The 24317-nt window shown below is 46.1% G+C and carries 27 protein-coding genes; 21 read left to right on the top strand and 6 right to left on the bottom strand.

Annotation, left to right across the window (positions count from 1 at the left end; translation table 11 throughout):
* The first annotated feature begins 1 nt into the window (after nucleotide 1).
* From JHD44_RS09685 to JHD44_RS09650, 8 genes are all read left to right on the top strand, one after another.
* Nucleotides 2-760, top strand: coding sequence for an SDR family NAD(P)-dependent oxidoreductase (locus tag JHD44_RS09685; protein ID WP_199462554.1), 759 nt, complete (start codon nucleotides 2-4; stop codon nucleotides 758-760).
* Between the two features lie 12 nt (nucleotides 761-772).
* A complete protein-coding gene (locus JHD44_RS09680; RefSeq protein ID WP_199462553.1) occupies nucleotides 773-2026 on the top strand; it encodes an NAD(P)/FAD-dependent oxidoreductase in 1254 nt (417 codons plus the stop codon).
* Nucleotides 2026-2802 (top strand): DUF1365 domain-containing protein, encoded by a 777-nt coding sequence (locus JHD44_RS09675; RefSeq protein ID WP_199462552.1) that lies wholly within the window; start codon nucleotides 2026-2028, stop codon nucleotides 2800-2802. Before JHD44_RS09680 ends, JHD44_RS09675 begins: the two co-directional genes overlap by 1 nt.
* A gap of 10 nt (nucleotides 2803-2812) precedes the next feature.
* A complete protein-coding gene (locus JHD44_RS09670) occupies nucleotides 2813-4072 on the top strand; it encodes an SAM-dependent methyltransferase (RefSeq protein ID WP_199462551.1) in 1260 nt (419 codons plus the stop codon).
* Nucleotides 4073-4097: 25 nt separating this feature from the next.
* Complete coding sequence (locus tag JHD44_RS09665; RefSeq protein ID WP_199462550.1) at nucleotides 4098-4622, top strand: DUF2878 domain-containing protein; 525 nt, start codon at nucleotides 4098-4100, stop codon at nucleotides 4620-4622.
* The gene (locus JHD44_RS09660; RefSeq protein WP_199462549.1) at nucleotides 4615-5313 is read left to right on the top strand and encodes a hypothetical protein; all 699 of its coding nucleotides are present in this window, start codon (nucleotides 4615-4617) and stop codon (nucleotides 5311-5313) included. Before JHD44_RS09665 ends, JHD44_RS09660 begins: the two co-directional genes overlap by 8 nt.
* 37 nt (nucleotides 5314-5350) lie before the next feature.
* A complete protein-coding gene (locus tag JHD44_RS09655; protein ID WP_199462548.1) occupies nucleotides 5351-5890 on the top strand; it encodes a DUF3833 domain-containing protein in 540 nt (179 codons plus the stop codon).
* A 72-nt stretch (nucleotides 5891-5962) separates the two neighbouring features.
* Nucleotides 5963-6325: a DUF6164 family protein gene (locus JHD44_RS09650; RefSeq protein ID WP_199462547.1), complete on the top strand. Its 363-nt coding sequence runs from the start codon at nucleotides 5963-5965 to the stop codon at nucleotides 6323-6325.
* Between the two features lie 32 nt (nucleotides 6326-6357).
* On the opposite strand, the gene JHD44_RS09645 is transcribed toward JHD44_RS09650, so the two are convergent.
* Nucleotides 6358-6774, bottom strand: coding sequence for a CBS domain-containing protein (locus JHD44_RS09645; protein ID WP_199462546.1), 417 nt, complete (start codon nucleotides 6772-6774; stop codon nucleotides 6358-6360).
* Nucleotides 6775-6836: 62 nt separating this feature from the next.
* Nucleotides 6837-7814 carry a DMT family transporter gene (locus tag JHD44_RS09640; protein ID WP_199462545.1) on the bottom strand — a complete coding sequence of 326 codons (978 nt, stop codon included), beginning with the start codon at nucleotides 7812-7814 and terminating at the stop codon, nucleotides 6837-6839.
* A 112-nt stretch (nucleotides 7815-7926) separates the two neighbouring features.
* On the opposite strand from JHD44_RS09640, the gene JHD44_RS09635 reads away from it, so the two are divergent.
* The 3 genes from JHD44_RS09635 (at nucleotide 7927) to JHD44_RS09625 (ending at nucleotide 10686) form a co-directional block, all read left to right on the top strand.
* A complete protein-coding gene (locus tag JHD44_RS09635; RefSeq protein WP_199462544.1) occupies nucleotides 7927-8862 on the top strand; it encodes a LysR family transcriptional regulator in 936 nt (311 codons plus the stop codon).
* A gap of 78 nt (nucleotides 8863-8940) precedes the next feature.
* The gene (rlmF, locus tag JHD44_RS09630) at nucleotides 8941-9891 is read left to right on the top strand and encodes a 23S rRNA (adenine(1618)-N(6))-methyltransferase RlmF (RefSeq protein WP_199462543.1); all 951 of its coding nucleotides are present in this window, start codon (nucleotides 8941-8943) and stop codon (nucleotides 9889-9891) included.
* 144 nt (nucleotides 9892-10035) lie between these two features.
* Entirely contained in the window at nucleotides 10036-10686 is a 651-nt protein-coding gene (locus JHD44_RS09625; protein ID WP_233401981.1) for a 1-acylglycerol-3-phosphate O-acyltransferase, read from the top strand.
* A gap of 3 nt (nucleotides 10687-10689) precedes the next feature.
* Here JHD44_RS09625 and JHD44_RS09620 read toward each other — a convergent pair whose 3' ends face one another.
* The gene (locus JHD44_RS09620; RefSeq protein ID WP_199462541.1) at nucleotides 10690-12048 is read right to left on the bottom strand and encodes a GTPase/DUF3482 domain-containing protein; all 1359 of its coding nucleotides are present in this window, start codon (nucleotides 12046-12048) and stop codon (nucleotides 10690-10692) included.
* The gene (locus JHD44_RS09615; protein ID WP_199462540.1) at nucleotides 12045-13289 is read right to left on the bottom strand and encodes a DUF2868 domain-containing protein; all 1245 of its coding nucleotides are present in this window, start codon (nucleotides 13287-13289) and stop codon (nucleotides 12045-12047) included. The genes JHD44_RS09620 and JHD44_RS09615 overlap by 4 nt, the downstream gene beginning before the upstream one ends.
* A 188-nt stretch (nucleotides 13290-13477) precedes the next feature.
* Between JHD44_RS09615 and JHD44_RS09610 the strand changes: the two genes are divergently transcribed.
* The 3 genes from JHD44_RS09610 to JHD44_RS09600 all read left to right on the top strand — a co-directional run bounded on the left by JHD44_RS09610 (nucleotide 13478) and on the right by JHD44_RS09600 (nucleotide 15827).
* Nucleotides 13478-15091: a methyl-accepting chemotaxis protein gene (locus tag JHD44_RS09610; RefSeq protein WP_199462539.1), complete on the top strand. Its 1614-nt coding sequence runs from the start codon at nucleotides 13478-13480 to the stop codon at nucleotides 15089-15091.
* A gap of 138 nt (nucleotides 15092-15229) precedes the next feature.
* Nucleotides 15230-15415 (top strand): type II toxin-antitoxin system HicA family toxin, encoded by a 186-nt coding sequence (locus tag JHD44_RS09605; protein WP_133564410.1) that lies wholly within the window; start codon nucleotides 15230-15232, stop codon nucleotides 15413-15415.
* A gap of 7 nt (nucleotides 15416-15422) precedes the next feature.
* The gene (locus JHD44_RS09600; protein ID WP_199462538.1) at nucleotides 15423-15827 is read left to right on the top strand and encodes a type II toxin-antitoxin system HicB family antitoxin; all 405 of its coding nucleotides are present in this window, start codon (nucleotides 15423-15425) and stop codon (nucleotides 15825-15827) included.
* 173 nt (nucleotides 15828-16000) lie between these two features.
* On the opposite strand, the gene ettA is transcribed toward JHD44_RS09600, so the two are convergent.
* Both ettA and JHD44_RS09590 read right to left on the bottom strand, forming a co-directional pair.
* The gene (gene ettA / locus JHD44_RS09595) at nucleotides 16001-17662 is read right to left on the bottom strand and encodes an energy-dependent translational throttle protein EttA (protein WP_199462537.1); all 1662 of its coding nucleotides are present in this window, start codon (nucleotides 17660-17662) and stop codon (nucleotides 16001-16003) included.
* 115 nt (nucleotides 17663-17777) lie between these two features.
* Entirely contained in the window at nucleotides 17778-18683 is a 906-nt protein-coding gene (locus JHD44_RS09590; protein WP_199462536.1) for a DMT family transporter, read from the bottom strand.
* A gap of 165 nt (nucleotides 18684-18848) precedes the next feature.
* Between JHD44_RS09590 and nrdR the strand changes: the two genes are divergently transcribed.
* From nrdR to thiL, 7 genes are all read left to right on the top strand, one after another.
* Entirely contained in the window at nucleotides 18849-19325 is a 477-nt protein-coding gene (gene nrdR, locus JHD44_RS09585) for a transcriptional regulator NrdR (protein ID WP_199462669.1), read from the top strand.
* 3 nt (nucleotides 19326-19328) lie between these two features.
* Nucleotides 19329-20465, top strand: a complete 1137-nt coding sequence (gene ribD / locus JHD44_RS09580; RefSeq protein ID WP_199462535.1) for a bifunctional diaminohydroxyphosphoribosylaminopyrimidine deaminase/5-amino-6-(5-phosphoribosylamino)uracil reductase RibD — start codon at nucleotides 19329-19331, stop codon at nucleotides 20463-20465.
* Nucleotides 20465-21133 carry a riboflavin synthase gene (locus JHD44_RS09575; RefSeq protein ID WP_199462534.1) on the top strand — a complete coding sequence of 223 codons (669 nt, stop codon included), beginning with the start codon at nucleotides 20465-20467 and terminating at the stop codon, nucleotides 21131-21133. The genes ribD and JHD44_RS09575 overlap by 1 nt, the downstream gene beginning before the upstream one ends.
* A 32-nt stretch (nucleotides 21134-21165) precedes the next feature.
* Complete coding sequence (ribBA, locus tag JHD44_RS09570; protein WP_199462533.1) at nucleotides 21166-22305, top strand: bifunctional 3,4-dihydroxy-2-butanone-4-phosphate synthase/GTP cyclohydrolase II; 1140 nt, start codon at nucleotides 21166-21168, stop codon at nucleotides 22303-22305.
* 15 nt (nucleotides 22306-22320) lie between these two features.
* Nucleotides 22321-22800, top strand: coding sequence for a 6,7-dimethyl-8-ribityllumazine synthase (gene ribE, locus JHD44_RS09565; RefSeq protein WP_133564389.1), 480 nt, complete (start codon nucleotides 22321-22323; stop codon nucleotides 22798-22800).
* Complete coding sequence (nusB, locus tag JHD44_RS09560; RefSeq protein WP_199462532.1) at nucleotides 22800-23279, top strand: transcription antitermination factor NusB; 480 nt, start codon at nucleotides 22800-22802, stop codon at nucleotides 23277-23279. The genes ribE and nusB overlap by 1 nt, the downstream gene beginning before the upstream one ends.
* 65 nt (nucleotides 23280-23344) lie before the next feature.
* Nucleotides 23345-24295, top strand: a complete 951-nt coding sequence (thiL, locus tag JHD44_RS09555) for a thiamine-phosphate kinase (protein ID WP_199462531.1) — start codon at nucleotides 23345-23347, stop codon at nucleotides 24293-24295.
* The last annotated feature ends 22 nt before the right edge of the window (nucleotides 24296-24317 follow it).

Here is a 24317-nt window from a genome sequence, read left to right as displayed (position 1 = left end):
AATGTCACAGGATAAACCCAACAAGAAAATTTGGATTACTGGCGCTAGTTCTGGTCTAGGGTTGGCACTTGCCAAACATTATTTACTTACCGGCAATCGTGTGATTGCTTCAGCAAGAAGTGAGGGCGAGCTGAACCAGTTAGCCAAGCTTTATCCGGATGAACTCAGTTTTGTGAAGTTCGATGTTACAGATAATACTCAGATAGAATCTGTGGCTAATGAAATTGAGCAGCTTACAGATCAGTTAGACCTAGCCATTTTGAACGCAGGGACTTGCGAGTACTTTGATGTAGATGCCCCTGACTGGAGTCTCTTTGAGCGCGTCAATCAAGTTAACTACCTTGGCGTAGTGAACTCGTTGCAAGTTTGTTTACCAATACTAAAACGCACACCCAATTCTCATCTAGTAGGCGTGTCTTCCCAAGCGGTACAGGCGCCTTTCATCCGTTCTGAAGCGTATGGTGCTAGTAAAGCTGCCGTGCGTTATTTATTGCATTCGCTGCGATTAGACCTTGCTCCTGATGATGTGTCTGTCTCGTGTATTTTGCCGGGTTTTGTTGATACCCCTCTGACACAGCGTAATGATTTTGATATGCCTTTTATTATGTCCCCGGAACAGGCGGCACACCGAATTGCGAATGCAGTTGAAAAGCGCGTATTCGAATATGCCTTTCCTAAACGCCTTACTGCATTGTTGGCTTTGGCTCGCTTGGCCCCGTCCGGATGGTTCAAATTTAACGCGCGCAAGCGCACTAGTTAAGGATAGAAAGTAATGAAAATTGCCATTATCGGCAGCGGTATTTCAGGACTAACAGCTGCGTACTTATTAAATAAGAGTCATGACATTACGTTATTTGAGAAGGATGCCAGAATTGGAGGCCATACAGCTACGAAGAAGGTCGATGATCATGGTATTACTCGCCATATCGACACGGGTTTTATTGTCTACAACGATTGGACGTACCCCAATTTTATTCGTCTTATGAAAGAGTTAGGCGTTGTAACCAAACCCACGGAAATGAGCTTTTCTGTTAGTTGCGAACGCACTGGTTTAGAGTACGGTGGAAACAATCTAAATACGCTCTTTGCACAACGTAAAAACCTCGTGAATTGGTCCTTTCTATCCATGTTGAAGGACATTCTTCGCTTTAATAAAGAATCAATAGAAGACTTAGAGTCTGACAAATTGGACTCTGAAATTACCTTGGGAGAATACTTATCTCGCCAAGGTTACGGTGAGATGTTTGCCAGCCATTATCTCATTCCAATGGGAAGTGCTATTTGGTCGGCTACGCTACAGGAAATGATGCAATTTCCACTGCTGTTTTTTGTCCGCTTCTTTAAGAATCATGGATTGCTTAGTGTGAATAATCGGCCCCAGTGGCATGTTGTTGAAGGCGGGTCTGCCGCCTATTTAGACCCCCTTAGCGATTCTTTTAAAGAGCGGATACGTCTAGAGAGTCATATCAAAAACGTGACTAGAGCAGATGGCTCGGTCACATTGCATTTCGAAGAAGGGAGCAGTGAGCAATATGATCAAGTCGTGTTTGCTTGCCATAGTGATCAAGCCTTAGCGCTTCTCGGTGAAAATGCCACGGAGTTAGAGCGTGAAATCCTTTCAGCCATTCCCTATCGTGACAACGAGATCGTATTACATACTGATACCTCTCTCATGCCAAAAGCAAAGTTGGCTTGGTCGAGTTGGAATTATCATTTAGGTAATGATAGCTCTAAACCTGCTACGCTGAGTTACAACATGAACATTTTGCAAGGGATACAGGATTCGAAACAGACCTTTGTGGTGACTTTGAATCACACCCATTGGATCGATCCAGATAAGATCATAGGGCGCTATACCTATGCTCATCCAACTTTCACACTCGAAGGAATTGAAGCTCAACAGCGTTGGCAGGAGATTAATAACAATAATACTTGGTTCTGTGGCGCTTATTGGCGCAATGGTTTCCATGAAGACGGTTGTTGGAGTGCTGTCAGAGTTGCTCGTTCTTTGGGAGTTGAGTGGTAATGTCTGACTGGTCTAGCGCCTTGTATACTGGGGTAGTCCGGCATCGTCGATTCGCTCCTCGGCACCATACCTTTACTTATGACGTCTGCATGGTATTGCTCGACTTAGACGAAATTGAGGATATCTTAGCGATAACTCCTTGGTGGTCAATGAAACGCTGGCGCCCGGTACGATTTGTGCGCCAAGACTATTTTGGTAAAGCAGAAATTCCACTCAAGCAAGCCGTCCTAGACGAGGTCAATCAGCGTTTAGGTCTTGCTTTGGATGGCACTGTAAAATTGTTGACGAACCCGAGATATTTTGGATATCTAATTAATCCTATTTCAGTTTATTACTGCTACGACAAACAAGAAAAGCTATGCGCCATGTTACTAGAGGTGACGAATACACCTTGGGGGGAAAAGGTTGCTTATGTATTTTCTTGTGATCCAGAAAAGCCAATTCAGCGTATTAATATCGATAAATCAATGCATGTTTCGCCATTCCATCCAATGGATCATTTTTATGACTGGCGCAGTAATCAGCCAAGTGAAAAGCTTGCAATACACATGCAGAACAAAGAGCAACACGGTGAACAGCAATGTGTGTTTGACGCGACCCTCTCTTTACGTCGTGAGCCAATTACCAAGGCCAGTTTAACGTCAATTTTGTGGCGTTATCCTTGGATGACGATGAAAGTTGCTTGGGGAATATATTGGCAAGCATTGAAGCTGTTTCTAAAGCGTGTGCCTGTGCATGATCACCCTAAACATAAATTAGGGCACTCTTCGGATTAAGGGGTATTTGATGATCAACTCAGTCAGTGTCGGTTTAAAGAAAAAAACAAATCGTCGAAGTATTGTAGATAAAGCCTCTAAAAGAGCTGTACTAGCCATTTTAGAGCGTCTTGAATTAGGGCATTTAGTGCTAGAGGATGGCGATAATACCTATACTTTTGGACAGAGCCTTTCTGAAACACCGTACCATGCTCATATTACTGTCCACGATTCGCATGCCTACAAAGATGTTTTTTCAAGTACGAGTATTGGGGCAGCAGAAGCTTACATGAAAGGTTATTGGAGTACGCCCGACCTCACTGCCGTTATTCGCTTGATGTGTGCGAACCTTAATGTCATAAATGAAGCTGATTCGAATGGCTCGCTTTGGATGCGCTTGGCCACTAAGCTTTTCCATACTTTTAATGCCAATACCAAAAATGGATCACGCAAAAATATTTCGGCACATTATGATTTGGGCAATGATTTTTTCGAGTTGTTTTTAGACCCAACCATGATGTATTCCGCTGCGATTTACCCTACGCCTGAATCTACCCTCTTTGAAGCATCTGTTCACAAGCTGGATAGAATCTGCCAAAAGCTTGAACTCAGTCCCGGTGACCATTTGCTTGAAATTGGTACAGGTTGGGGAGGGATGGCTATTCACGCGGCGCAGCATTATGACTGCCATGTCACGACAACCACTATTTCACAAGAGCAATATGACTACGCCAAAGCTCGAGTTCTAGAGCTAGGATTGCAAGACAAGATTACCTTGTTGCTTGAAGATTACCGTGACCTAAAAGGCCAATACGATAAGTTGGTCTCAATTGAGATGATCGAAGCGGTTGGTCATGAGTTTTATGACAGCTATTTCACTCAATGCAGTCAATTACTAAAGCCGGATGGTCTGATGGTGATTCAAGCTATTACGATTGCAGACCAGCGTTATGACTATGCCCGTAAGTCAGTTGACTTTATTCAGCGATATATTTTCCCTGGTGGTTGTTTGCCTTCTAACGCTGTGATCGCAGAAAAAATAGCGCGTAAAACAGATATGCAAATTATTGCTGTGGAAGACATTACCGAGCATTACGCTGATACTTTGGCTGATTGGCGTGAGCGTTTCCATCACGAAATTGAAACAGTCAAGAGCCAAGGGTTTGATGATGTGTTTTGTCGTATGTGGGATTACTACTTAGCCTACTGTGAAGGTGGCTTCAGAGAGCGTGCAATCAGTACTGGTCAGTTCGTTTTCGCCAAACCTCAATACCGTTTTCCTCGTCGTTAGGCGAGGACCCTGACGGAGGCCTGTTATGATGAAGTCTCTGCTCAATGCCATCAGCTTTCAGTTATTTTGGTTCGCCTGCGTGCTCGGAGGAGACAACTGGGCGGTGGCCGCTATCGTAGTGTATTTTGTTATCCATCATATTTACTTTGTCCGCAACCAGCGTGAGTGGTGGTTGATACTTTTGTTTGTCGGCCTTGGCATCATTATTGATGGGGCATTGATCTTTGATGGCTGGTTACAAATGCCTTCGTCTATCTGGACGTTTCCTATTCCTCCACCTTGGTTGCTCGGACTGTGGGCAGGTGTGGGATCTTTATTCTTTCATTGTCTGAGTTGGGGCTTGGATCGTCCTTGGTTACTAAGTGCCTTAGCCGCATTTTTTGCCCCCATGAGCTACCTAGTCGGTGCTGATTTCGCAGAAGTGTCATTTGGGCGCTCTACTATCGCAACTTGGGCTTTGATGGCGTTTATCTGGTTTTGGGTCATGCAGGTAGGCGTCTTTGTGGCAAAACTTACTCAAAAACGTAATGGACGCAAACAGCATGTTTAAACACACATTCGCTCTGTTGGTACTGGTCATCACCTTTCCAGCTTTAGCACAGCAATCTAAAGTTGTGATTGGTGAAGCATTTGATATAGACAGTCAGAAGTTGATTTATGTTGAGAAACATCGATATGTTGAGGGTAATCAACATGAGGTCAAATATTACGACCCAAACGGAAAGTTGTTTGCTGAGAAGCACTTACATTATGGTCAATATGAACAAGCACCCGCTTTTGAACAAGAGAACACACTGCGTGGAGAGTGGATAAAAGTTTCCTCTGAAGGTGATCAGATAAAGGTTCAATATCGAGAAGAATCTGGTGCTGTCGTGTTTGATAAGCGAATCAAAGTGAATGAGCATTTGTTGGTCGATGCTGGCTTTGATCGTTATGTAAAAATTCATTGGGAAGAGCTATTAAGCAATACTTCCATGCAAATTGATTACCTAGTTCCCAGTCGTTTGACAACAGTCGGGTTTGAGGTCGGGCGCGTTAATTGTTTAGCGAATACCCGGGCGGATGCGGTGTGTTTTGCGATTACACCTACTTCTTGGTTTGTGTCCCTCGCTGTTGACCCAATTACGGTGGCGTACGACCCAGACACTCGTAATTTATTGCGCTTCAATGGGCGCGGCAACATTGCTAGCAGTGATGGCAAATACCAAACCGTCGATATTCGCTACCAGTACCCAGAATAATTTTGAACTGACCCAATTTGCGCCAATGGAGGCTCGTATGATTCGAATAATGGCCCTGTTTTTTGCCATGTTATGGCTAACCGCTTGTTCTTCTACATCGGTAGAGGAGTATGCCAGTAATCAACCTGAGTTTAAGGTGGAAAGCTTCTTTCAAGGTGATCTCGTCGCTCATGGTGTGCTGAAAGATCGAGGTGGTAAAGTAACACGTTATTTTTACGCTGACTTAAAAGGCAGCTGGGAAAATGGCGTGGGCACACTGGAAGAGTGGTTTGTATTCGATGATGGGGAACAGCAGGAGCGCATTTGGACGCTAACCCCGAATGGTGATGGCACCTATACCGCAACAGCAGGGGACGTAATCGGAGCAGGGCGTTTAGAAACATCTGGTAATGCGCTGTTTATGGAGTACGTGTTACGGGTGCCTTATGATGGCGATACCATTGATTTGAATGTCGATGATCGTATGTATCTGGTTACACCAGATCATTTGATCAATGAATCAGTACTGACAAAGTTTGGCTTTGAAGTGGCATCTCTGACCTTAAGTATTCGTCAGAAAGCGCATCAGAGTGAATAAGCGTTTGATTGACGATTGGGGTCTGTTATTCTGCGCGCCATACAGATAACTCGCGAGCCTGGAGAAACAAACGTGGCACAATTGGTATTTCGTTTAAAGAATGTTCCTGAAGAAGAAGCGGACGATATCCGTGCGTTACTGAACGAACATGATATTGAGTTTTACGAAACCAGTGCAGGGCGTTGGCAAATTTCTATGGCGGGAATTTGGGTACGCGACAAAGACCAAGCCCAACAGGCAAAAGCGCTGATTGCAGAAGATCAATCAGCGCGTGCAGCCAGAGCTCAAAACATCAGCGCACGTGATTGGCTGGTTGGCTTTTTAGCCCATGCACGCCAAAATCCAGTGGAATTTCTATTTACCCTCGTAGCGATCGCCATGGTGTTATCTCTGACGTTGATCCCATTCTGGATTGGTCAGAACCTCGCTTCCTGATTCTATGCCTTATTTTCTCTCTGCCTAATCGCTTATACGGGAACGCATTGTTTTTGCGCCTGCAGCAGTGCCTGAGTCACCAAACGTCGAGTGATAACGCCCACTAGGCGACCTTCTTCCACCACGGGAAAGATCTTTGGTTTATCTTCCATCATCAATTTAGCAATTTGCATGACTTGCATGGTTGGTGTCACGGTCAGCACGTTTGAACGCATCACACTTTCCACATTTTTAGGTTGATGACAGTAATAAACGGCTTGGCTTAACGGCTCTAATAAGTCTTGTTCAGAAACAAAACCGATGACGTGATCGTATTGATCGGTGACCGGCGCACCACTGAGTTTGTGTCGAGCCAATTGCTCGGCGCAGTCATCAATGCGTGTCGTCGGATAAACATGGAACGTGTCGTGGGACATGATGTCTTGGACACAAAGACTTTCAAATTTCATAAACACCCCCACTCAACGAAAGGTACTTCTTTAGTGTAGTGGGGGAATTCAGATTTTGCTTATTAAGCCGTCGTTGTTTGTAATGAATCCAGTCTGGCTTGTCGTTTATTCAATGCCGCAGTAATAAACTGTACGGAAATAGCAGCGCCTACAACTAAAGCCATGCCGAATAAACTCAGGCTGTCCGCATGGCTAGAGATGATGACTCCTTGCCACAACCCTAACGCCACACACGCTTCCGTTGCGATAAAGGCGATGACTGGCGTCAGCGCAATAGAGGCACTGACTTGAACGGTTTGCCAGTAGTTCAGTGCCTGAGCGAAAGCGCCATAAGCAATCAAGGTATTAAAACAACAGAACGCCGCGACTAATGCTTGATCACTGTTCATCTCAAGCAAATCGCTCGGGCTGGTAAACGGCAGCATTACGACTAAGGCATACATGTAAATACCCAATAAAATATTGGTAGAGGACAGTACTTTAAATAGTGATTTCTGCAATAAGGCATAAAAGCACCACGCACAAGCTGATGTTTGTACAATCAAAAAGCCAAGTGCAAGGATACTTGGGTCACCGCTGATTTGACCACTTAGGACTGGATGAAAAAAGATCACCATACCTAAACCCAGTACGGCAAAGCATAGCCACTGTGGCCAGCGGATTTTTTCTTTGAAAAATATCATGCCCCCAAGTGCCAAGAATAAGGGTGCGACTTGGAAACTAAGTTGCGCCACACCTGGATGTAAAAAATCCAAGCTCCACGCGAAAAAGCTGTAGTTGATGATTAACAAACTGCCTGCAGCGGCCAATGTTAACCATTGTTTCTTGGTCAGTTTGGTAAACTCATAGAGCTTTCCTCGCCATCCCTGCCAAGCCAGTAAAATGATCCCAGCTACGGAGAAGCGCAACCAGGTTAGCGTTGCGGGGTCAGAAAAGCCACCAGACAGTTTCAGAACAATCGGTAAAGCACTCCAAAACAGCACACACACGGTGCAGAAGAACAAACCATATAAAAAGGCTTGGCGACTTGAAATTGGCATAACTTTTTCCCCATTTAGCAGGCCCATGTCATAAGCCTAAATGGTGTGCTAGTTTTGCTATGTTATCCAATGCATAATGCTTCTAAATATTATTCAATAAATGGATATTACTATGTTGAATAGCAGTATGATGCATCTGGACATCAAAACTCTGACCGCACTGTTATATTTGTTAGAAGAGCGAAACGTCGGCCGAGTTGCAAACAAACTGTATCTGAGTCAGCCTGCGATGAGTCGCACTTTGAGCCGCTTACGTGAGGCTTTTGATGACCCTTTATTCATTAGAACGCACAAGGAAATGTTACCGACTGCAAAAGCTTTGGCATTAGAGATGCCACTGCGTCAGATACTTGAGCAGATGAATGGCTTAAGCAACGATCAAGAGTTTGTGCCACATAAGTCGGAGCGGGTATTTCGTCTGCAAACGTCCCATTATCAAGCGCAAGCTTACATGCCGACCATTGCCGAGCGGTTTTATCAGCTGGCCCCCAATGCGTCCCTAGAAACTAGTTTGGTAACCGAGAACAGCTTGCTTCGATCTGAAAATCAAACAGTGGATGCGGTGCTTTGCAGCGAGTATGTGCAATTGCCCTCACGCTTTGAAAGTAAGATTCTAGGGCGCGAACGATTTGGTTGCATCATGGCCAAAGATCATCCCTTGGCGGAGAAGCCAACCATCAGTTTGGATGAATTCTTGTCTTACAATCATGTCTTAGTGACATTGGGTGGCAGCAGTCAAATTTACAGTGAATCGGCACTGGGCGATCGGGCTAAAGAGCGTCGCTATACGTTGCGTACGCCGTATTTTATGTCTGCACTGGAAGCGGTGGGTAAAACCGATTTGCTGTTTAGTACCAGTCAATTGCTTGCGTATCGTTTTCAAGAGCAGTTTGGTTTGGTGATTAAGCCGTTACCTTATGACTTCCCGCCGATCGATTATTGCTTGTCTTGGCCATCAGAGCAGAGTCAGGACCCGGGAGGTCTGTGGCTAAGAAATCTTTGCGCAAACGTGGTGCAAAGTATGATTCCTTACCCAGTCACACCTTAGGGTTTGTTTGTTGGGGGTAAAACTCAGTAAAATAAACTCTTATGCCCTGTCAGATTTATAAAATGGTTTAACCTTCGTATGGCTAAAAAAGAGCACAAGCTAACGTTACATCCTCGAAACCCTCATCGAGCACGCTACAATTTTTCGTTGTTGGCAGACTCGTGCCCAGAGCTTGCGCCTTACATTCAGCTCAACCAATACGGCACTCAAACCATTGACTTTGCCGATCCTAATGCGGTTAAAGTGTTGAACCGAGCCCTATTGAACCATTTTTATGGGGTGCTGTTTTGGGATATTCCTGAAGGGTATTTATGTCCGCCAATCCCAGGACGAGCAGACTACATTCATTATCTTGCAGATTTGTTGGCTGAAAGCAATGCGGGTCAGATCCCTCGTGGCCGAGGCATCAAGGCATTAGATGTTGGAACCGGGGCGAACTGTGTCTATCCAATTATTGGTTCCCAAGAGTACGGTTGGCAGTTTGTTGGTAGTGACGCCAACAATATTGCTGTGCAATCGGCACAAACTGTAGTTGACGCGAACCCAAGCTTAAAAAAGCGCATTCAACTCCGTCATCAAAGCAATATGCAGCATGTTTTTGCGGGTATTTGGCAACAGGATGAAGTATTTGATGTGACCTTGTGCAATCCTCCGTTTCACTCTAGCCAAGATGCCATGACGTCAGAAAATAAGCGTAAGTGGCGCGGCGTTAAGGGGGATGCCAAAAAGACTACGTTGAATTTTGGAGGTCAAGCCCCTGAACTTTGGTGTGAAGGGGGGGAAACGGGCTTTATTTCACGCATGATCAAAGAAAGTGTGGAAGTGAAAGATCGATGTTTTTGGTTTACATCACTGGTTGCTCGTAAGGAAAATTTAGCAGCGTTGTACCGTGTATTGAAGTCCGTTGGTGCTGTCCAAGTAAAAACCATTGAGATGGCGCAGGGGCAGAAAGTAAGCCGTTTCGTCGCTTGGAGCTTTTTAGAGCCTGCACAAATTGACTTCTGGCGTGATGCACGTTGGCGAAAATAGTCGTCCTAGCCCAGGGTGTTGTGGGCTAGGCATTGAACTAAACTAATAAGACCTGCGTGATAAAAAAGGTGTGACATGATCGCGTTATTTCGACTGGTAGCTTTGTTTTTTCTAATTGTGCTCGTAACCGCTGGAGGCTTAGTAATGAGCCTATTTTTAGCGCTTTCCAAAGATCGTGTGTACTACATCGCTAAGGCATTTGCACCAGTGGCCAAGCTATTTGGTTTGCGTGTCTACAAACATGTGTCATATAAAGCTTATGATGTGCCTCAAGCCGTTTATATTGCCAACCACCAGAACAACTATGACCTATTTACGTTCTCCCATGTGGTGCCACACAGCACCGTAACAGTTGGGAAAAGTACCTTGAAATGGATTCCATTTTTTGGCTGGTTGTATTGGGCAACAGGGAATTTCCTAATCCACCGCAATGACCGCAGCAAAGCCATTGCGACCATTGCTCAAATCGTCGAGCAAATGCGTGATACAGGCCTGTCTATTTGGATGTTCCCTGAGGGGACTAGAAGTCGCGGTAGAGGCTTTTTGCCATTTAAACGCGGGGCGTTTCATGCAGCAATTCAGTCTGGTGTACCGATCATACCTGTCGTGTGTAGTTCGACTCACCATCAAGTTAAATTAAACCGACTTAATAATGGACGAGTAAAAGTTGAGGTGATGGACCCTATCTATACCAAGGGGATGACAGAGAAAGATATTCCCGAGTTGGTTGCGCACTGCGAGGCGTTAATGAAAGCGAAGCAAACAGAACTGGATGAGGCCCTTAACTTACTGTAAACCTTATTGATTTGATTCGACAGCCGTTTCAATCTCTTGGTTTAATTTCCTGATTAAAGCATGATCCGGTAGCTGAGAAATAGACTGCCACTCAGAGCGTTGACTAAGCTTTTGAAATAGCACTTCGAGATGAGCAATGTCAGTGCTTGGTATCTTTGACGCGCTTTCTCCTTGATAGGCTTCTTGGCTGGCATGACCACGATGATGCAAGTGGCTTATGAGTTTAGCGCTGCGCCAAAAAATCGTTATGAGGCTCTCGGGTTTGAGGGCAAGCACGGAACGATTGCGCAGTTTATTGAATAATATGCTTTTAAAAGAGCGTCCAGTCTGTAGGCCAGCACCTATTAATGCTCCTAAAGTCGTTGCTGTTCCTAGAGTTAACCCAGCACTCAAAATATCAATGCCAGCGCCAATCACTGCTCCAGTGGCTGCGCTTGAGCCTGTGCTAATCCCCCAGCTTTTAAGGGTATCCGCATCAAATAAATCTTGTTGCCATTGTCCTTGATGAATTGGCAAAGCCTCAAGCGCTACATCTTCTTTGCGGAATGCGTATAAGTTTAAGCACCTTTCCACAAATCTATTTTCAAGCTCACGAATGCTGTCTTCAAAGGCATTTGACTCGTTTGCTGTGGGGGTATTTGATTGACACAGTTGCTGTGTCGTCGCACAGTTAATCAGTAATTCAGCTAAGGCTGTTTTGGTGTTTGCGAGCCTTAACTCAGCATCTTGTTCACGTTGTTTTGTTAGCGCTTGAAGCTGATCGTATTGTTCCGGTAAAAGGCTTTGTAATGTTTGATAAAGCTTACGCTCATCTGCTAAGTAGAAGGCCACTGTATCGTAGCGGACATAAGCATGCAGTTGACGTTCGGCGAGGCAACGCTTCCACTCTTTTTCATGATTTGAAGCATTACGACTGAAATTTAAAATCGGCACGATCGGCTTATTAGCGCAAGCGAGAATGCTGAGTTCATCAAGATACTTCCCTAGCGGTGCTTGGCGTAAGTCGATAACATACAAAATAATATCGCAGCGACTTAATTGCTTTATGACTTTTAGTTCTTGTTCAAAGTCAGCAATCAATGACGAGTCTTGTTGTACTAATTCAAGCCATTTTTCATTTGAAACGTGTTGATGCTCATGGCGTTGGCGGTTTTGCCAAAGGCTAATTGAGTCTTCGAATCCTGGAGTATCAATCAGATCAAGTAGGGGCTGATCTCCTAGTAATAAAGAAATCTTTTCCACATGGCGTGTTGTACCGGAATAGTTTTGCACATCGCCAAACTCATGATCTCGAATGAGCGTACGGATCAGAGAGGTTTTACCGGTGTTGGCATGTCCGACAATGAGCAATGAAGTTGTCATAAACTATCCTCTGATTGATCTTTCATACGAGCGACCTTTTCTGCTGCAATGCCATTTTCCTGTAAAGCTTGCGACCAAGCGTGTGCAAACCTATTACCATGCAAATAAAAGCTTCTCGTCACAGAGTCAGCATTTCTCATAAAACGTAGCGATCCTCGATCTGGACTTGCTTCTGCATCAATGACTATGATGCGATCATTGTTCGAATCTTCAAGGTAATGCTGCTGCGCTACGCTATCATTTAAAGGCACTATGGCATTGTTTGAGGCAACAATAGAGGGGGCAACACGGCTCCATTCAAATAAAAAATAGGAACTATCAGAAGGGAAATCCGCGACAGAAAGAGCATCTAGGGGAGTGATATTTGTTCTGCTAACGGCAGTATCATGGTGGTTCTCATCGATAATTTCTCGTGTTGAATGATATGTTTTAGGTCTGCTCTGAACCAATTGTTGCCACAAATCGTTTCTTTTTTTGCGGTAAAGTACATGGCATATCACCGTGCATAATAAGCGCACCATAACTCCGTAAATAAAAACGCAAGAGAGTATCCAAACAGCCCACGTTTTACGTGTTTCATCAGACTGAAATGTACTGTTTATCTGGCTAGTAGCGATGTCTTCCACGCTCGGCGTAGGAATACCGATCAAACTAGGTAAAGTGCCAATTAGCTTGGTTAATGATTGGAAGTCCGTCGCTGTTAACAGTGTGGTTTCCCAAACAAATGTGACTTGATGGGTCATCAAAAACAGCAGTGCGCTGAGTAGACCGCCAATCAAATAGCCCATCCAAGCACTGTGGACAACACGCCCAAGGTACCATCTCCCAGTAGCCTGACTAAAGTGGAGCCTGACATAACATTGAAAAGACTGATTATGTGCTCCTGTTAAATTGACAGCGCGCTTAAGCAGATCAGTAAACCATGTTGTTTCTGAAGCGGTTGGGACAGGTTTCTTCAGTTGGAACATCAGCCACAAGAAAAGGCTAAATAAGTGTGCACCGAGTAAGACAGTTAGTAACCAGAAGGTATTGATCTCTTGGTTATTGCCGGTTTCAAATGCCACAGGAGTAATCACACAGCCAATAATGAAGAAAACAAGAATCAACGCAATTTGTAGATATTTCGCATAACAAAGAATTTTCAAATAGCTGTCTTTATCATACGGTGTTGTTTTATCTAAAGAGTATTCATCTGACTTTATCGTTTCTAACGTATGAAGCTCCTCAGGTGAGATTTTCATGCAGTGTAAATCCTTGTCGAAAGCTTTTTGACTTACCTAAGTTAACAGTAAACTTACTTATTTAGACCATACTATAACCAATCATTCGACTTGAGATCAGAATTGTTTGCAATTGTTACGATGAATTGCTCGTGCCAAAGTACACCAAGTATTATGGCTTTAAATACAAAAACAAGGTTGGGTTGATCATGCGCTTAAACTCTATTCGAACCAAAGTTACTGCCCCTATAGCTTTATTAGGCGTTATCCTAGTAGGGTTATTCATTGGTTCTTCTTACATGCTGGAACTTGAAAAAACGACGATTAAGAAGCAATCGGACAATTATTTTGCTGCCAGTAGCCTTGTGCTCAATGCCGATAGAGATATTTATCAAGCATTGGTTGGGCGAAATGCCATCATTAACCAGCGTGGCAACTATGATGATAACCTAGCGGACTTTAACGACAATGCACAACAAGTCTTTGATCGCTTCCAAGCGTATCGAGCAGCTCTAGTCGATGAGCCTCAGTTGCTTGAGCAATTTAAACAGTTCGATAGCCTTTTCAAACAATGGAAAGCCGATGAACAGACGCTACTAAGCTTAGTTTCCTCTGGACAAAATCTCGATGCTGCAATTGAAAAAGCCAATACGAGCTTTTCAATGATCCGTGATGTGTTGGATGTAGCAGGTGAAACGGTAAGTAAGCGTGCAGTTGAAGCTCAGGATGAATCGATTGCTCGGATAGACGCTTTCGAGCGTTGGGAAATGATCATTATCATCATTGCGTTAGTGATTGCTGGCGTATCGGGTTACATCATTCCTAAGCGTTTAAACCACCGTGTTACGCGCCTTGCAGAGCGTATTAAAGAAATTGCAGAAGGCGATGGCGATCTCACATTGCGAATTAACTCCACAGCAAAAGACGAATTGGGCGACTTGGCGCATGAGTTCGATGGGTTCGTTGAGCGTTTACGCGGTATTATTGGCAGCATTCGACAACAATCTGAAACGCTAGGTGGTATGACAGCTGACTTAAGCCATGCTTCTGATCGTACATCCGGTGTGACTATGAATCTGGTCAATGCATCGAATTCCATTGTTAGTGCTGCTCACCAAATGAGCATGTCAAACCAAGAAATGGCGGGTGTTGCCAACGACACTGCAAACGAAGCACAGACATCTAGTGAACTGACAAACCAAGGTATTCGTGCTGTGAATACATCCCAAGGCGCAATTGATGGTTTGGTACGAGATATCAATGATGCACTAAATCGCGCTGGTGAATTGGAGAAAAGCTCCGAAGCCATCGCCTCAGTACTGGAAGTGATTCGCAATATCGCAGAGCAAACCAACTTACTTGCATTGAACGCAGCCATCGAGGCGGCTCGTGCTGGTGAGCAAGGTCGAGGTTTCGCCGTGGTAGCGGACGAAGTACGTACTCTGGCAACCCGTACACAAGACAGCACCAACGAAATAGAGTCAATGATTGAGCAGTTGAAGGTGAACGTTCAAGAATCATCGCGTGCGATTCAGAATAGTCGTAACAACGCAGATACAACCGTTGCGAACTTTGACGAAGTCATCCGAATCTTTGGTTCGCTAGAAGAATCCTTCGGTAAAGTGCAGCAAATGGCCGCTCAAACTGCCCAAGCGACCCAAGAACAATCGACAGTCTCTAACGAAATCAATGAAAACTTGTCATCTATGAAAGCGCAGACAGACGAGGTACAAGCGGTTTCAGAAATGGTTCAATCACAGTCTAAACAGATCAGTGACTTGTTCGAAGAGCTGGATCGCCAAGTGGGTAGCTTCAAGGTGTAATGTCTTTTTACATAAAGCTTTGATTAATGGAAGCCGTATCTGAAAAGATGCGGCTTTTTTGTGTGTTAATCGTTGTATTGGAAATATGGGGTTATTGGGGTTATAATTTTAAATTCTGAAGATCAAAGGAATGATCGTATGAAGAGTAGAGAGGTTATTCAGCTTTTGTTGGAGGATGGCTGGTATCAAGTACGTGTTAAAGGAAGTCACGTTCAGTTTAAACATCCAACGAAGCGAGGCACGGTGACAGTGCCGCACCCGAAAAAAGACTTGCCGCTTGGCACGTTTAACAGCATCAGAAAACAAGCGCAGCTTGATGGGTAGGTAGAACATGAAATATCCAATCGTATTACATACTGATAATGGCGTAAGTTACGGCGTTACGGTTCCTGATATTCCAGGCTGTTTTTCTGCTGGCGATACCTTTGATGAAGCCTTGGAAATGGCAGAAGAAGCAATTTTTAGTCATTTAGAATTGATGTTGGAAGACGGTGAGGATATCCCTATCGCTAGCCCGATTGCCGATTTAAAAGACAACCCAGACTACAGAAATGGTGTTTGGGCAATCGTAAATGTGGATATCACACCATTGCTTGGCAAAAGCGAGAAGATCAATGTCACCCTGCCACATTTGTTGATCACCAAAATCGATAAAGTTGTGGCAGCAAATCCCAAATATAAATCCCGCTCAGGGTTCTTGGCTGAGGCGTCGAAGAAGGTTTTGCAGTTATCTTAGGGGCTTTATTGTAAGACCTCGGTTTCCGAGGGAAGTGCTTTTAGGGGCAATGTTGTTCCCGCGCGAAGCGCGGTCCTACAAAGCACAAGAGGTCAGTTTATGTGTAAAAAAGCCGCTTCGATGAAGCGGCTATTGTGTTTTGAACGAGATGTCTAAGCGAATAATCCTGAAGATTACGCGTCGATACGTTTGTATTTGATACGTGTTGGCGTAGCGTCTTTACCAGTACGAGACTTGTAGTCGGCTTCGTATTCTTGGTAGTTACCTTCAAAGAATACGGCTTTAGAGTCGCCTTCGTACGCTAGGATGTGAGTCGCGACACGGTCAAGGAACCAACGGTCGTGGGAAATAACAATGGCAGAGCCTGGGAACGCTAGTAGCGCTTCCTCTAGGGCACGCAATGTTTCAACGTCTAGGTCGTTGGTCGGTTCGTCCAATAGCAATACGTTGCCGCCTTCTTTTAGAAGTTTAGCAAGGTGCAGACGGTTACGCTCACCACCAGATAGGTGCTTCACAAGCTTCTGTTGGTCAGAACCTTTGAAGTTGAAGCGGCCGATGTAAGCACGTGCAGGGACTTTCCAGTTGTGAACTGTGATGATGTCTTGACCGTCAGAGATTTCTTCAAAGACCGTTTTTTCACCATCTAGCTCACGCATCTGATCAACGTAAGCAAGTTGTACGGTTTCACCCAGTGTCACAGAACCTGTGTCAGGTTGTTCAATGCCAGCGATCATTTTGAACAGTGTCGATTTACCCGCACCGTTACCACCGACAACACCTACGATCGCGCCTGGTGGCACAACCATGTTGAAGTCTTCGATCAATACACGGCCATCGAAACCTTTGGATACGCCTTCGATTTCAATTACTTTGTTACCAAGACGTGGACCAGGTGGAATGTACAACTCGTTGGTTTCGTTACGTTCTTGGAATTCTTTCGAGTTCATTTCTTCGAAACGTGCTAGACGAGCTTTCGACTTAGACTGACGGCCTTTAGCGTTCTGACGAACCCACTCAAGCTCAGACTTAATCGCTTTGTTGTGCGATGCTTGTTGCTTCGCTTCCATTTCAAGACGCGCATTCTTCTGGTCTAGCCAAGAAGAGTAGTTGCCTTCGTATGGGATACCGTGGCCGCGGTCAAGCTCAAGGATCCAGCCCGCAGCGTTGTCTAGGAAGTAACGGTCGTGGGTAATCGCCACAACAGTACCTGGGTAATCTTTCAGGAAGCGTTCTAGCCACGCTACAGACTCTGCGTCCAAGTGGTTGGTAGGCTCGTCAAGAAGGATCATGTCAGGCTTGTCTAGCAGTAGACGACATAGCGCCACACGGCGACGCTCACCACCTGATAGATGTTCAACGTTCGCATCCCAAGGTGGAAGACGAAGAGCATCCGCCGCAACTTCTAGGGCACGATCAAGGTTGTGACCGTCTTTCGCTGTGATCAGGTTTTCAAGCTCTGCTTGCTCTGCCGCTAGCGCATCGAAGTCTGCATCAGGGTCAGCGTAAGCCGCGTACACTTCATCAAGACGAACCAGCGCTTCTTTGACATCAGCAACAGATTCTTCAACAATGCCACGCACGTCTTTAGTTGGATCTAGCTCAGGTTCCTGAGGCAGGTAGCCCACTTTTAGACCTGGCATCGGGCGTGCTTCACCGTTGTACTCTTGATCAACGCCCGCCATGATGCGAAGTAGTGTAGATTTACCAGAACCGTTTAGACCCAAAACACCGATTTTAGCGCCTGGGAAAAACGACAGAGAGATGTCTTTAAGAATCTCGCGTTTTGGCGGTACGACTTTGCCAACGCGGTTCATGCTGTATACAAACTGTGCCATAAGGTTATGTCTGTCCTAAGTTGAAGAAACTGTTGATCGCCAGCAATCTAATCAAGGTGCTCACAATCAATGAAAATACATGTAAATTTTGGCGCTAAGCATAGCACATATCCGTTTAATTCAGAACAATCCCCACCGCGCCAGCCACAACGAAAAAGGCTCCAATCCATGCCCCAAGAGCAGGGATTTTCTTAGTGGTGATCCATAAGCCAGGCAGAATCAAGACTGGCACCGTCGCAGAAAGCGTGGTGACAATCCCGACGTTGGCGTTGGCAACCCCCCAGACTAAAACACTCATGCCGATCACCATACCGACCGTAGCCAAAAGCAAAAGTCGTAGCCATATTGAGATAGGAAATAAGCGAGCATCAGAAAGTGTTGCTTGATGCTTAGGGCGATAAAGCAACATGTAGACGGCGCTGAGTGCCACCGCACCCGTGGTAACGCGTACTGCGGAGGCGACAATCGGATCGACACCAGCGACCAACGCAGGTTTGGCGATCAGTGCACCGATTGCTTGACATAGTGCCGCTCCCAAGCCCATCAAGACACCCACCCAAAGCAAACCTTGAGTATTTTCCCATTCATGAGTCTGACCGCGACGGCCAAACAGAATGGCAATGATAACGCCGACTAGTACCACGGCACAGCTCAGAAGTTCTTGCCACGAGAGTTGCTCATTTAAAAACAGCCACGCCAGTAAGATCGAAAATGGCGCGTTCATGGCGAATAGTACCCCAGCACGTCTTGGGCCTAGGCGGTGTACTGCACTGAATAAAAACGTATCACCAATTAAAATGCCAAGTAGGCCAGAGAGTACCAGTGGTCCTAGATACAGCGCCAAACGGTCTAGCTCTTCCACTCGCCAGAGACTGATCAACAGCAGCATCGAAGCGGCTATGACAATCCGAAAGGTGTTAAAGCGGAAAGTGCCGAATTGTTTGATTAAAGTAGGAGCAAGTAAGCTAGAAAGTGTCCAGCACAGCGCCGCTAGCAGTCCTGAAAGCTCGGCAAATGGCATAATCTTTGGGCCTCCTTTTTGTGCCCAGATATAGTTGACGGCAATGCGCAAACCGAGGCCATTTTATAGCCATAGCGTGATGGGGTTGGTATTATTTAGCCCATGCATAAGCCAATCTTGTTTTGGCTTGAATCGTACGAAATTTTGCCAACTATTGGAACCAAGATGCGCTGTCCTTTTTGTGGTACACAAGATACCAAAGTACTGGATTCACGACTGGTGTCTGAAGGGGCGCAAGTCCGTCGTCGTCGGACCTGTGGCCACTGTCAGGAACGTTTTACAACCTTCGAAGTCGCTGAATTGCAGATGCCAAAGCTCATCAAAAATGATGGTAGCCGAGAGCCGTTTGACGAAGATAAATTGCGCTCAGGCATTATTAAAGCGATTGAAAAGCGTCCAGTGAGTATCGAGGCGCTTGAAACTGCCATTGCTCGAATCAAAGAAAAGCTTCAGGCAACCGGTGAACGTGAGCTGCCATCTCGGGTGTTGGGTGAAGCCGTGATGGAAGAGCTAAAACGCCTCGATCAGGTGGCCTATGTGCGCTTTGCGTCGGTCTACCGAAGCTTTAAAGATATCAGTGAGTTTCGCCAAGAAATTGATCGCTTAGAACTGGGCGCAAACCAAACACCTGAGGAGAAGTAGTTGATGGCTATCAATCATCACGAATTTATGTCACGTGCCGTGCAGTTGGCTCGTAAAGGTTTATACACCACTCATCCCAATCCGCGTGTTGGCTGCGTTATAGTTAAAGACGGTCAAATCATTGGTGAAGGTTTTCATAAAAAAGCGGGTGAAGGCCATGCGGAAGTGCAAGCCCTAGCTAGCTTAACAGCGGATGCCAACGGTGCGACTGCTTATGTCACACTAGAACCATGCAGCCATTATGGCCGTACGCCACCTTGCGCGGAAGCCTTGATCAAAGCAGGTGTTGCGACCGTGGTATATGGCATGCAAGATCCCAATCCGCAAGTGGCGGGTAATGGTTTAAAAATGCTCGCTGACGCAGGCATCGAAGTGCTGGGTCCATTGTTAGAAAACGAATGCCGCGCATTAAATCCAGGTTTTATCAAACGCATGGAAGAAGGCTTGCCCTATGTGCGTGTGAAAATGGCTATGAGTGTTGATGGTCGCACAGCAATGGAGTCTGGTGAAAGCCAGTGGATTACTGGACCTGAAGCTCGCCAAGATGTACAACGCCTGCGTGCGCAAAGTTCTGCCGTGGTGACGGGCATTGGCTCGGTGATCATGGATAACCCAAGCATGACTGTGCGCATTGATGAGAACGATCATGAGGCGGACACGAAAGCGGTTCGTCAGCCCCTGCGTGTGATCATGGATACGGCGCTGTCAATTCCGCCAGAAGCGAAAATTCTTTACCCAACCAACGAAGTCTTGGTGTTCTGTGATGAAGAAGAGATCGAAGCAGATCATCTAAAAACGTTACAGAAGAAAAAAGTCGACGTGCGCTTTTTACCGCTGGCGGACGATGGGCGCTTGGACCTTGTCGAGGCCATGGGGCAACTTGCTGACGATGGCATCAACGAAGTGTTAGTGGAAACTGGCGCAGTCTTGGCGGGGGCTTTCCTTGACTCTGGCTTAGTGGATGAGTTGGTGATTTATATGGCGCCAAAACTTCTGGGCTCTGAAGCACGTCCATTATTAAGTTTACCGCTGGAGCACATGTCGGATGCGGTTGAGCTAAACTTGTTGGACATGGCGAAAGTCGGCAACGACATTAAGTTGGTGTATCAGCCGATTTACCGTGAGGAAGAAGACGCATAATGTTTACCGGCATCATTGAAGGGTTTGGTCGCGTCGCGCAATTGCAGCGCAAAGGCGGCGACCTAACTCTAAAAATTCACGCGCAAACGTTGGATATGTCCGATGTGAGGCTGGGAGACAGCATCGCTACCAATGGCGTATGTCTAACCGTGACTCGCCTAGAAGGTGCGAGTTATTGGGCGGATGTTTCAGCGGAAACCTTAGCGCATACGACGTTAGGTCAGTGGCAAGTAGGTCAAACTGTGAACCTAGAAAAAGCGTTGCAGCCTATTTCCCGTCTTGGTGGCCACCTTGTCAGTGGTCATGTGGATGCAATTGGGGAAATCAGTGCAATTTGGCCGGATGCACGCAGTATTCGCTATCGCGTCAAGGTAATGCCTGAGCTAATGCGTTATATTGCGCTGAAAGGCTCCATTTGTGTGGACGGCATTAGTTTAACGGTGACGGGGCTAGAGAATGACGAGTTTGAACTCAGCATCGTGCCTCACACAGCGGATGAGACGATTATGTCAAGCTACACAGTGGGCACGAAAGTGAATGTCGAGGTGGACCAAATCGCTCGCTATTTAGAACGATTGATCGCTCCGCAAGCAACGTCAGCGCCAAGCAAAGAGTCTACGTTGACAGCTGCATTCTTAGCTGAACATGGGTTTACAGGGCGTCGTTAAGGCGCTCAATATCGAATATAAGGTGAAGTACCATGGCAATTAATACCATTGAAGAAATCTTGGCGGATATGCGTCAAGGTAAAATGGTCATCCTGATGGACGATGAAGATCGCGAAAACGAAGGCGATCTGATTGTTCCAGCAGAGTGCATTACACCAGAAATTATTAACTTCATGGCAGTTCATGCCCGTGGTTTGATTTGTTTAACATTGATGCCAGAGCGTTGTGAACAACTGAATTTGCCTTTGATGGTGACGCAAAATGGTGCGCAGTTTAGTACTAACTTTACGTTGTCTATCGAAGCGGCAGAAGGGGTGACAACGGGGATTTCTGCTGCCGACCGTGCGTTGACGGTTAAACGTGCTGTGGCGGCTAATGCTCAGCCTTCGGACATTGTCCAACCGGGTCATGTATTTCCATTGATGGCGCGCCCAGGCGGTGTGTTATCGCGCGCGGGGCATACTGAAGCGGGTTGTGATTTGGCGCGTATGGCAGGCTATGAAGCCGCCTCTGTGATCGTCGAAATCATTAATGACGACGGAACTATGGCGCGTCGACCAGATTTAGAAAAGTTTGCCGAGAAACATGGCATAAAAATTGGTACAATCGCCGACCTGATTCATTATCGCACATTGAACGAAGCCACTGTGAAGCGTGAAGCGGAGCAAACGGTCCAAACTGAAGTGGGCGAATTTAATCTGATCACTTACCGTGACACGGTTCACGGCCTAAGCCACATGGCTTTTGTGAAAGGTGACATTTCTCCTGAAACTCCGACATTAGTTCGTGTTCATGTTCGAGATCCTGCCCGTGATGTGGCGGGGATCATTAGTGCGGACGGTGAACCGAAATGGTCGATGTCAGGGGCATTAGAATACATTGCCAAAGAAGGCTCCGGTGTGGTGGTGTTGGTGGATACGCTAGATCGCCCAACAGACCTTGCTGAGATTTTTGCGGCGACGATTAACCCACCTGCGGGTAAGGGTTCGGATAAAAGCGGTTCAGGTACTTACTTGACCGTTGGCACGGGGTCTCAAATCTTGCGTGACCTAGGCGTTAGTAAAATGCGCCTATTAAGCTCACCAAGAAAATTCTCCGTCACAGGATTTGACTTAGAAGCCGTGGAATTTATTCCATACAAGGGCACGCCAATACGTGCCGATCAAGTTTAAAGTTTAGAGGCAAATATGAGCGATATTAAGACTTACGAAGGTCATTTCGCAGCACCAGGCGCAAAATTCGCGCTTGTCGTTGGCCGTTTTAACAGCTACATCGTAGAAAGTTTAAAAGAAGGCGCCATCGATACCCTAGTTCGCCACGGTATCAAAAAAGAAGACATCACTGTGATCTATGCACCAGGTGCATTTGAGATTCCAGTTGTGGTTAAAAAAGTAGCTGAGCAGAACCAATACGATGCTATCGTTGCCTTAGGCGCGGTGATTCGTGGTGGTACGCCTCACTTTGAATACGTTGCTGGCGAATGTGTTAAAGGTCTAGGTCAACTAGCGCTGCAATTTGGTGTACCGGTTTCATTCGGTGTGTTGACAGTGGATACCATCGAACAAGCGATTGAGCGTGCGGGTACCAAAGCAGGCAACAAAGGTGGCGAAGCTGCCTTGTCTGCACTAGAAACTGTTGCGGTATTGCGTGAGTTGGAAGGCAAATAATGAGCGATCAAGATAAGGCGAAAAAGCCAAAGAAACCTTCACGCTCACAACTACGTAGCGCATCGCGCTCGTTTGCATTGCAAGCACTTTACCAGTGGCAAATGAACCACTCATCGGTAAATGAAATTGAAGCTCAGTTCGCGGTTGACCACGACATGAGCAGCTGTGATAAGACCTACTTCCGTGAATTGGTTTACGGTGTTGCGTCGAAGTCAAAAGCGCTAGATGAGCAATTCGAAGTATTCCTAGACCGTCCGCTAGCGGAATTGGACGCGATCGAATTAGCAACACTGCGTATCGGTACTTTCGAATTGGTAGAACGTCTAGACGTACCATATAAAGTGGCGATCAACGAAGGTGTTGAGCTAGCAAAATCGTTCGGTGCGAGCGAAAGTCACAAGTATGTGAACGGTATCTTAGACAAACTGGCACAGCGTGCGCGTCGCGAAGAAATCGCCGCTCGCCGTAACGCTAAGTAATCGACATACCGATTTAGAAAAGCCATCAAACGATGGCTTTTCTTTTATCTAGTCTAGGAAAAGTGATGCAAGAGTTTGAGTTAATCCGTTCTATATTCCAATCGTCGATCATGGCCAAGACCGAAGGTCGTTCAGATATCCTGCTAGGTATTGGCGATGACTGTGCCCAAGTCATGGTGCCGGAAGGTCAGAGTCTAGTGTTCTCCATGGATACTTTGGTAGAAGGGCGACACTTCCCGTTTGATGCAGACCCTGTTGATATTGGTTATCGAGCGGTGGCGACCTGTGTCAGTGACTTGGCGGCGATGGGCGCAAAACCTGCATTCTTTACTCTCGGTTTGACCTTACCTGAATCCGATCCTCAATGGCTGGCAGGCTTTGCCGAGGGCATGGCGGAACTGGCGGAGCCTATCGGCCTATTATTGGTTGGTGGTGACACGACTAAAGGCCCGTTAACCATTACCTTGCAAGTGCATGGTTACGTTGAGCAAGAGCTGACACCCAAAAGAAGCCAAGCTCAAGTAGGTGATGATATTTATGTCACTGGAACGTTAGGTGATGCGGCAGCCGCTGTGCCGATCGTGACCGGCGAACTGCATGTCAACACTGAGCGCTTTGATTACTTCTATGAGCGCTTCTGGCGTCCCAATCCACGCTTGATTGCGGGTATGGCTTTGAAACGTATCGTCCATAGCATGATGGACATTTCTGATGGTATTGGTCAGGACTTGCAGCACATTACTCGTGCTTCTGGGGTGGGGGCGAGAATAGATTTCAATGCTTTGCCTGTTTCTGAGCCATTAATGAATTGGCAGCCAGACGGTGCACGCATCATGGCGCTAACGGGTGGTGATGATTATGAGCTGTGTTTCACGGCCCCGAAATCGGCTCGAGAAGACATTCAGTTGATCCTACAAACATTGCATCTACCCTGTACACGCATTGGCGAAATCACAGAATCTGGCTATGAGATTGAAGGCTATGATGGGGATGTGTCTGGCTGGCAGCACTTCTAACGATATCGGCAAACATCCTCTC

The organism is Marinomonas ostreistagni (genome assembly GCF_016461785.1).
Taxonomy (GTDB): Bacteria; Pseudomonadota; Gammaproteobacteria; order Pseudomonadales; family Marinomonadaceae; genus Marinomonas; species Marinomonas ostreistagni_A.
The sequence above is the reverse complement of the archived record's forward strand: the minus strand, read 5'-3'. Positions and strand labels throughout refer to the sequence as shown.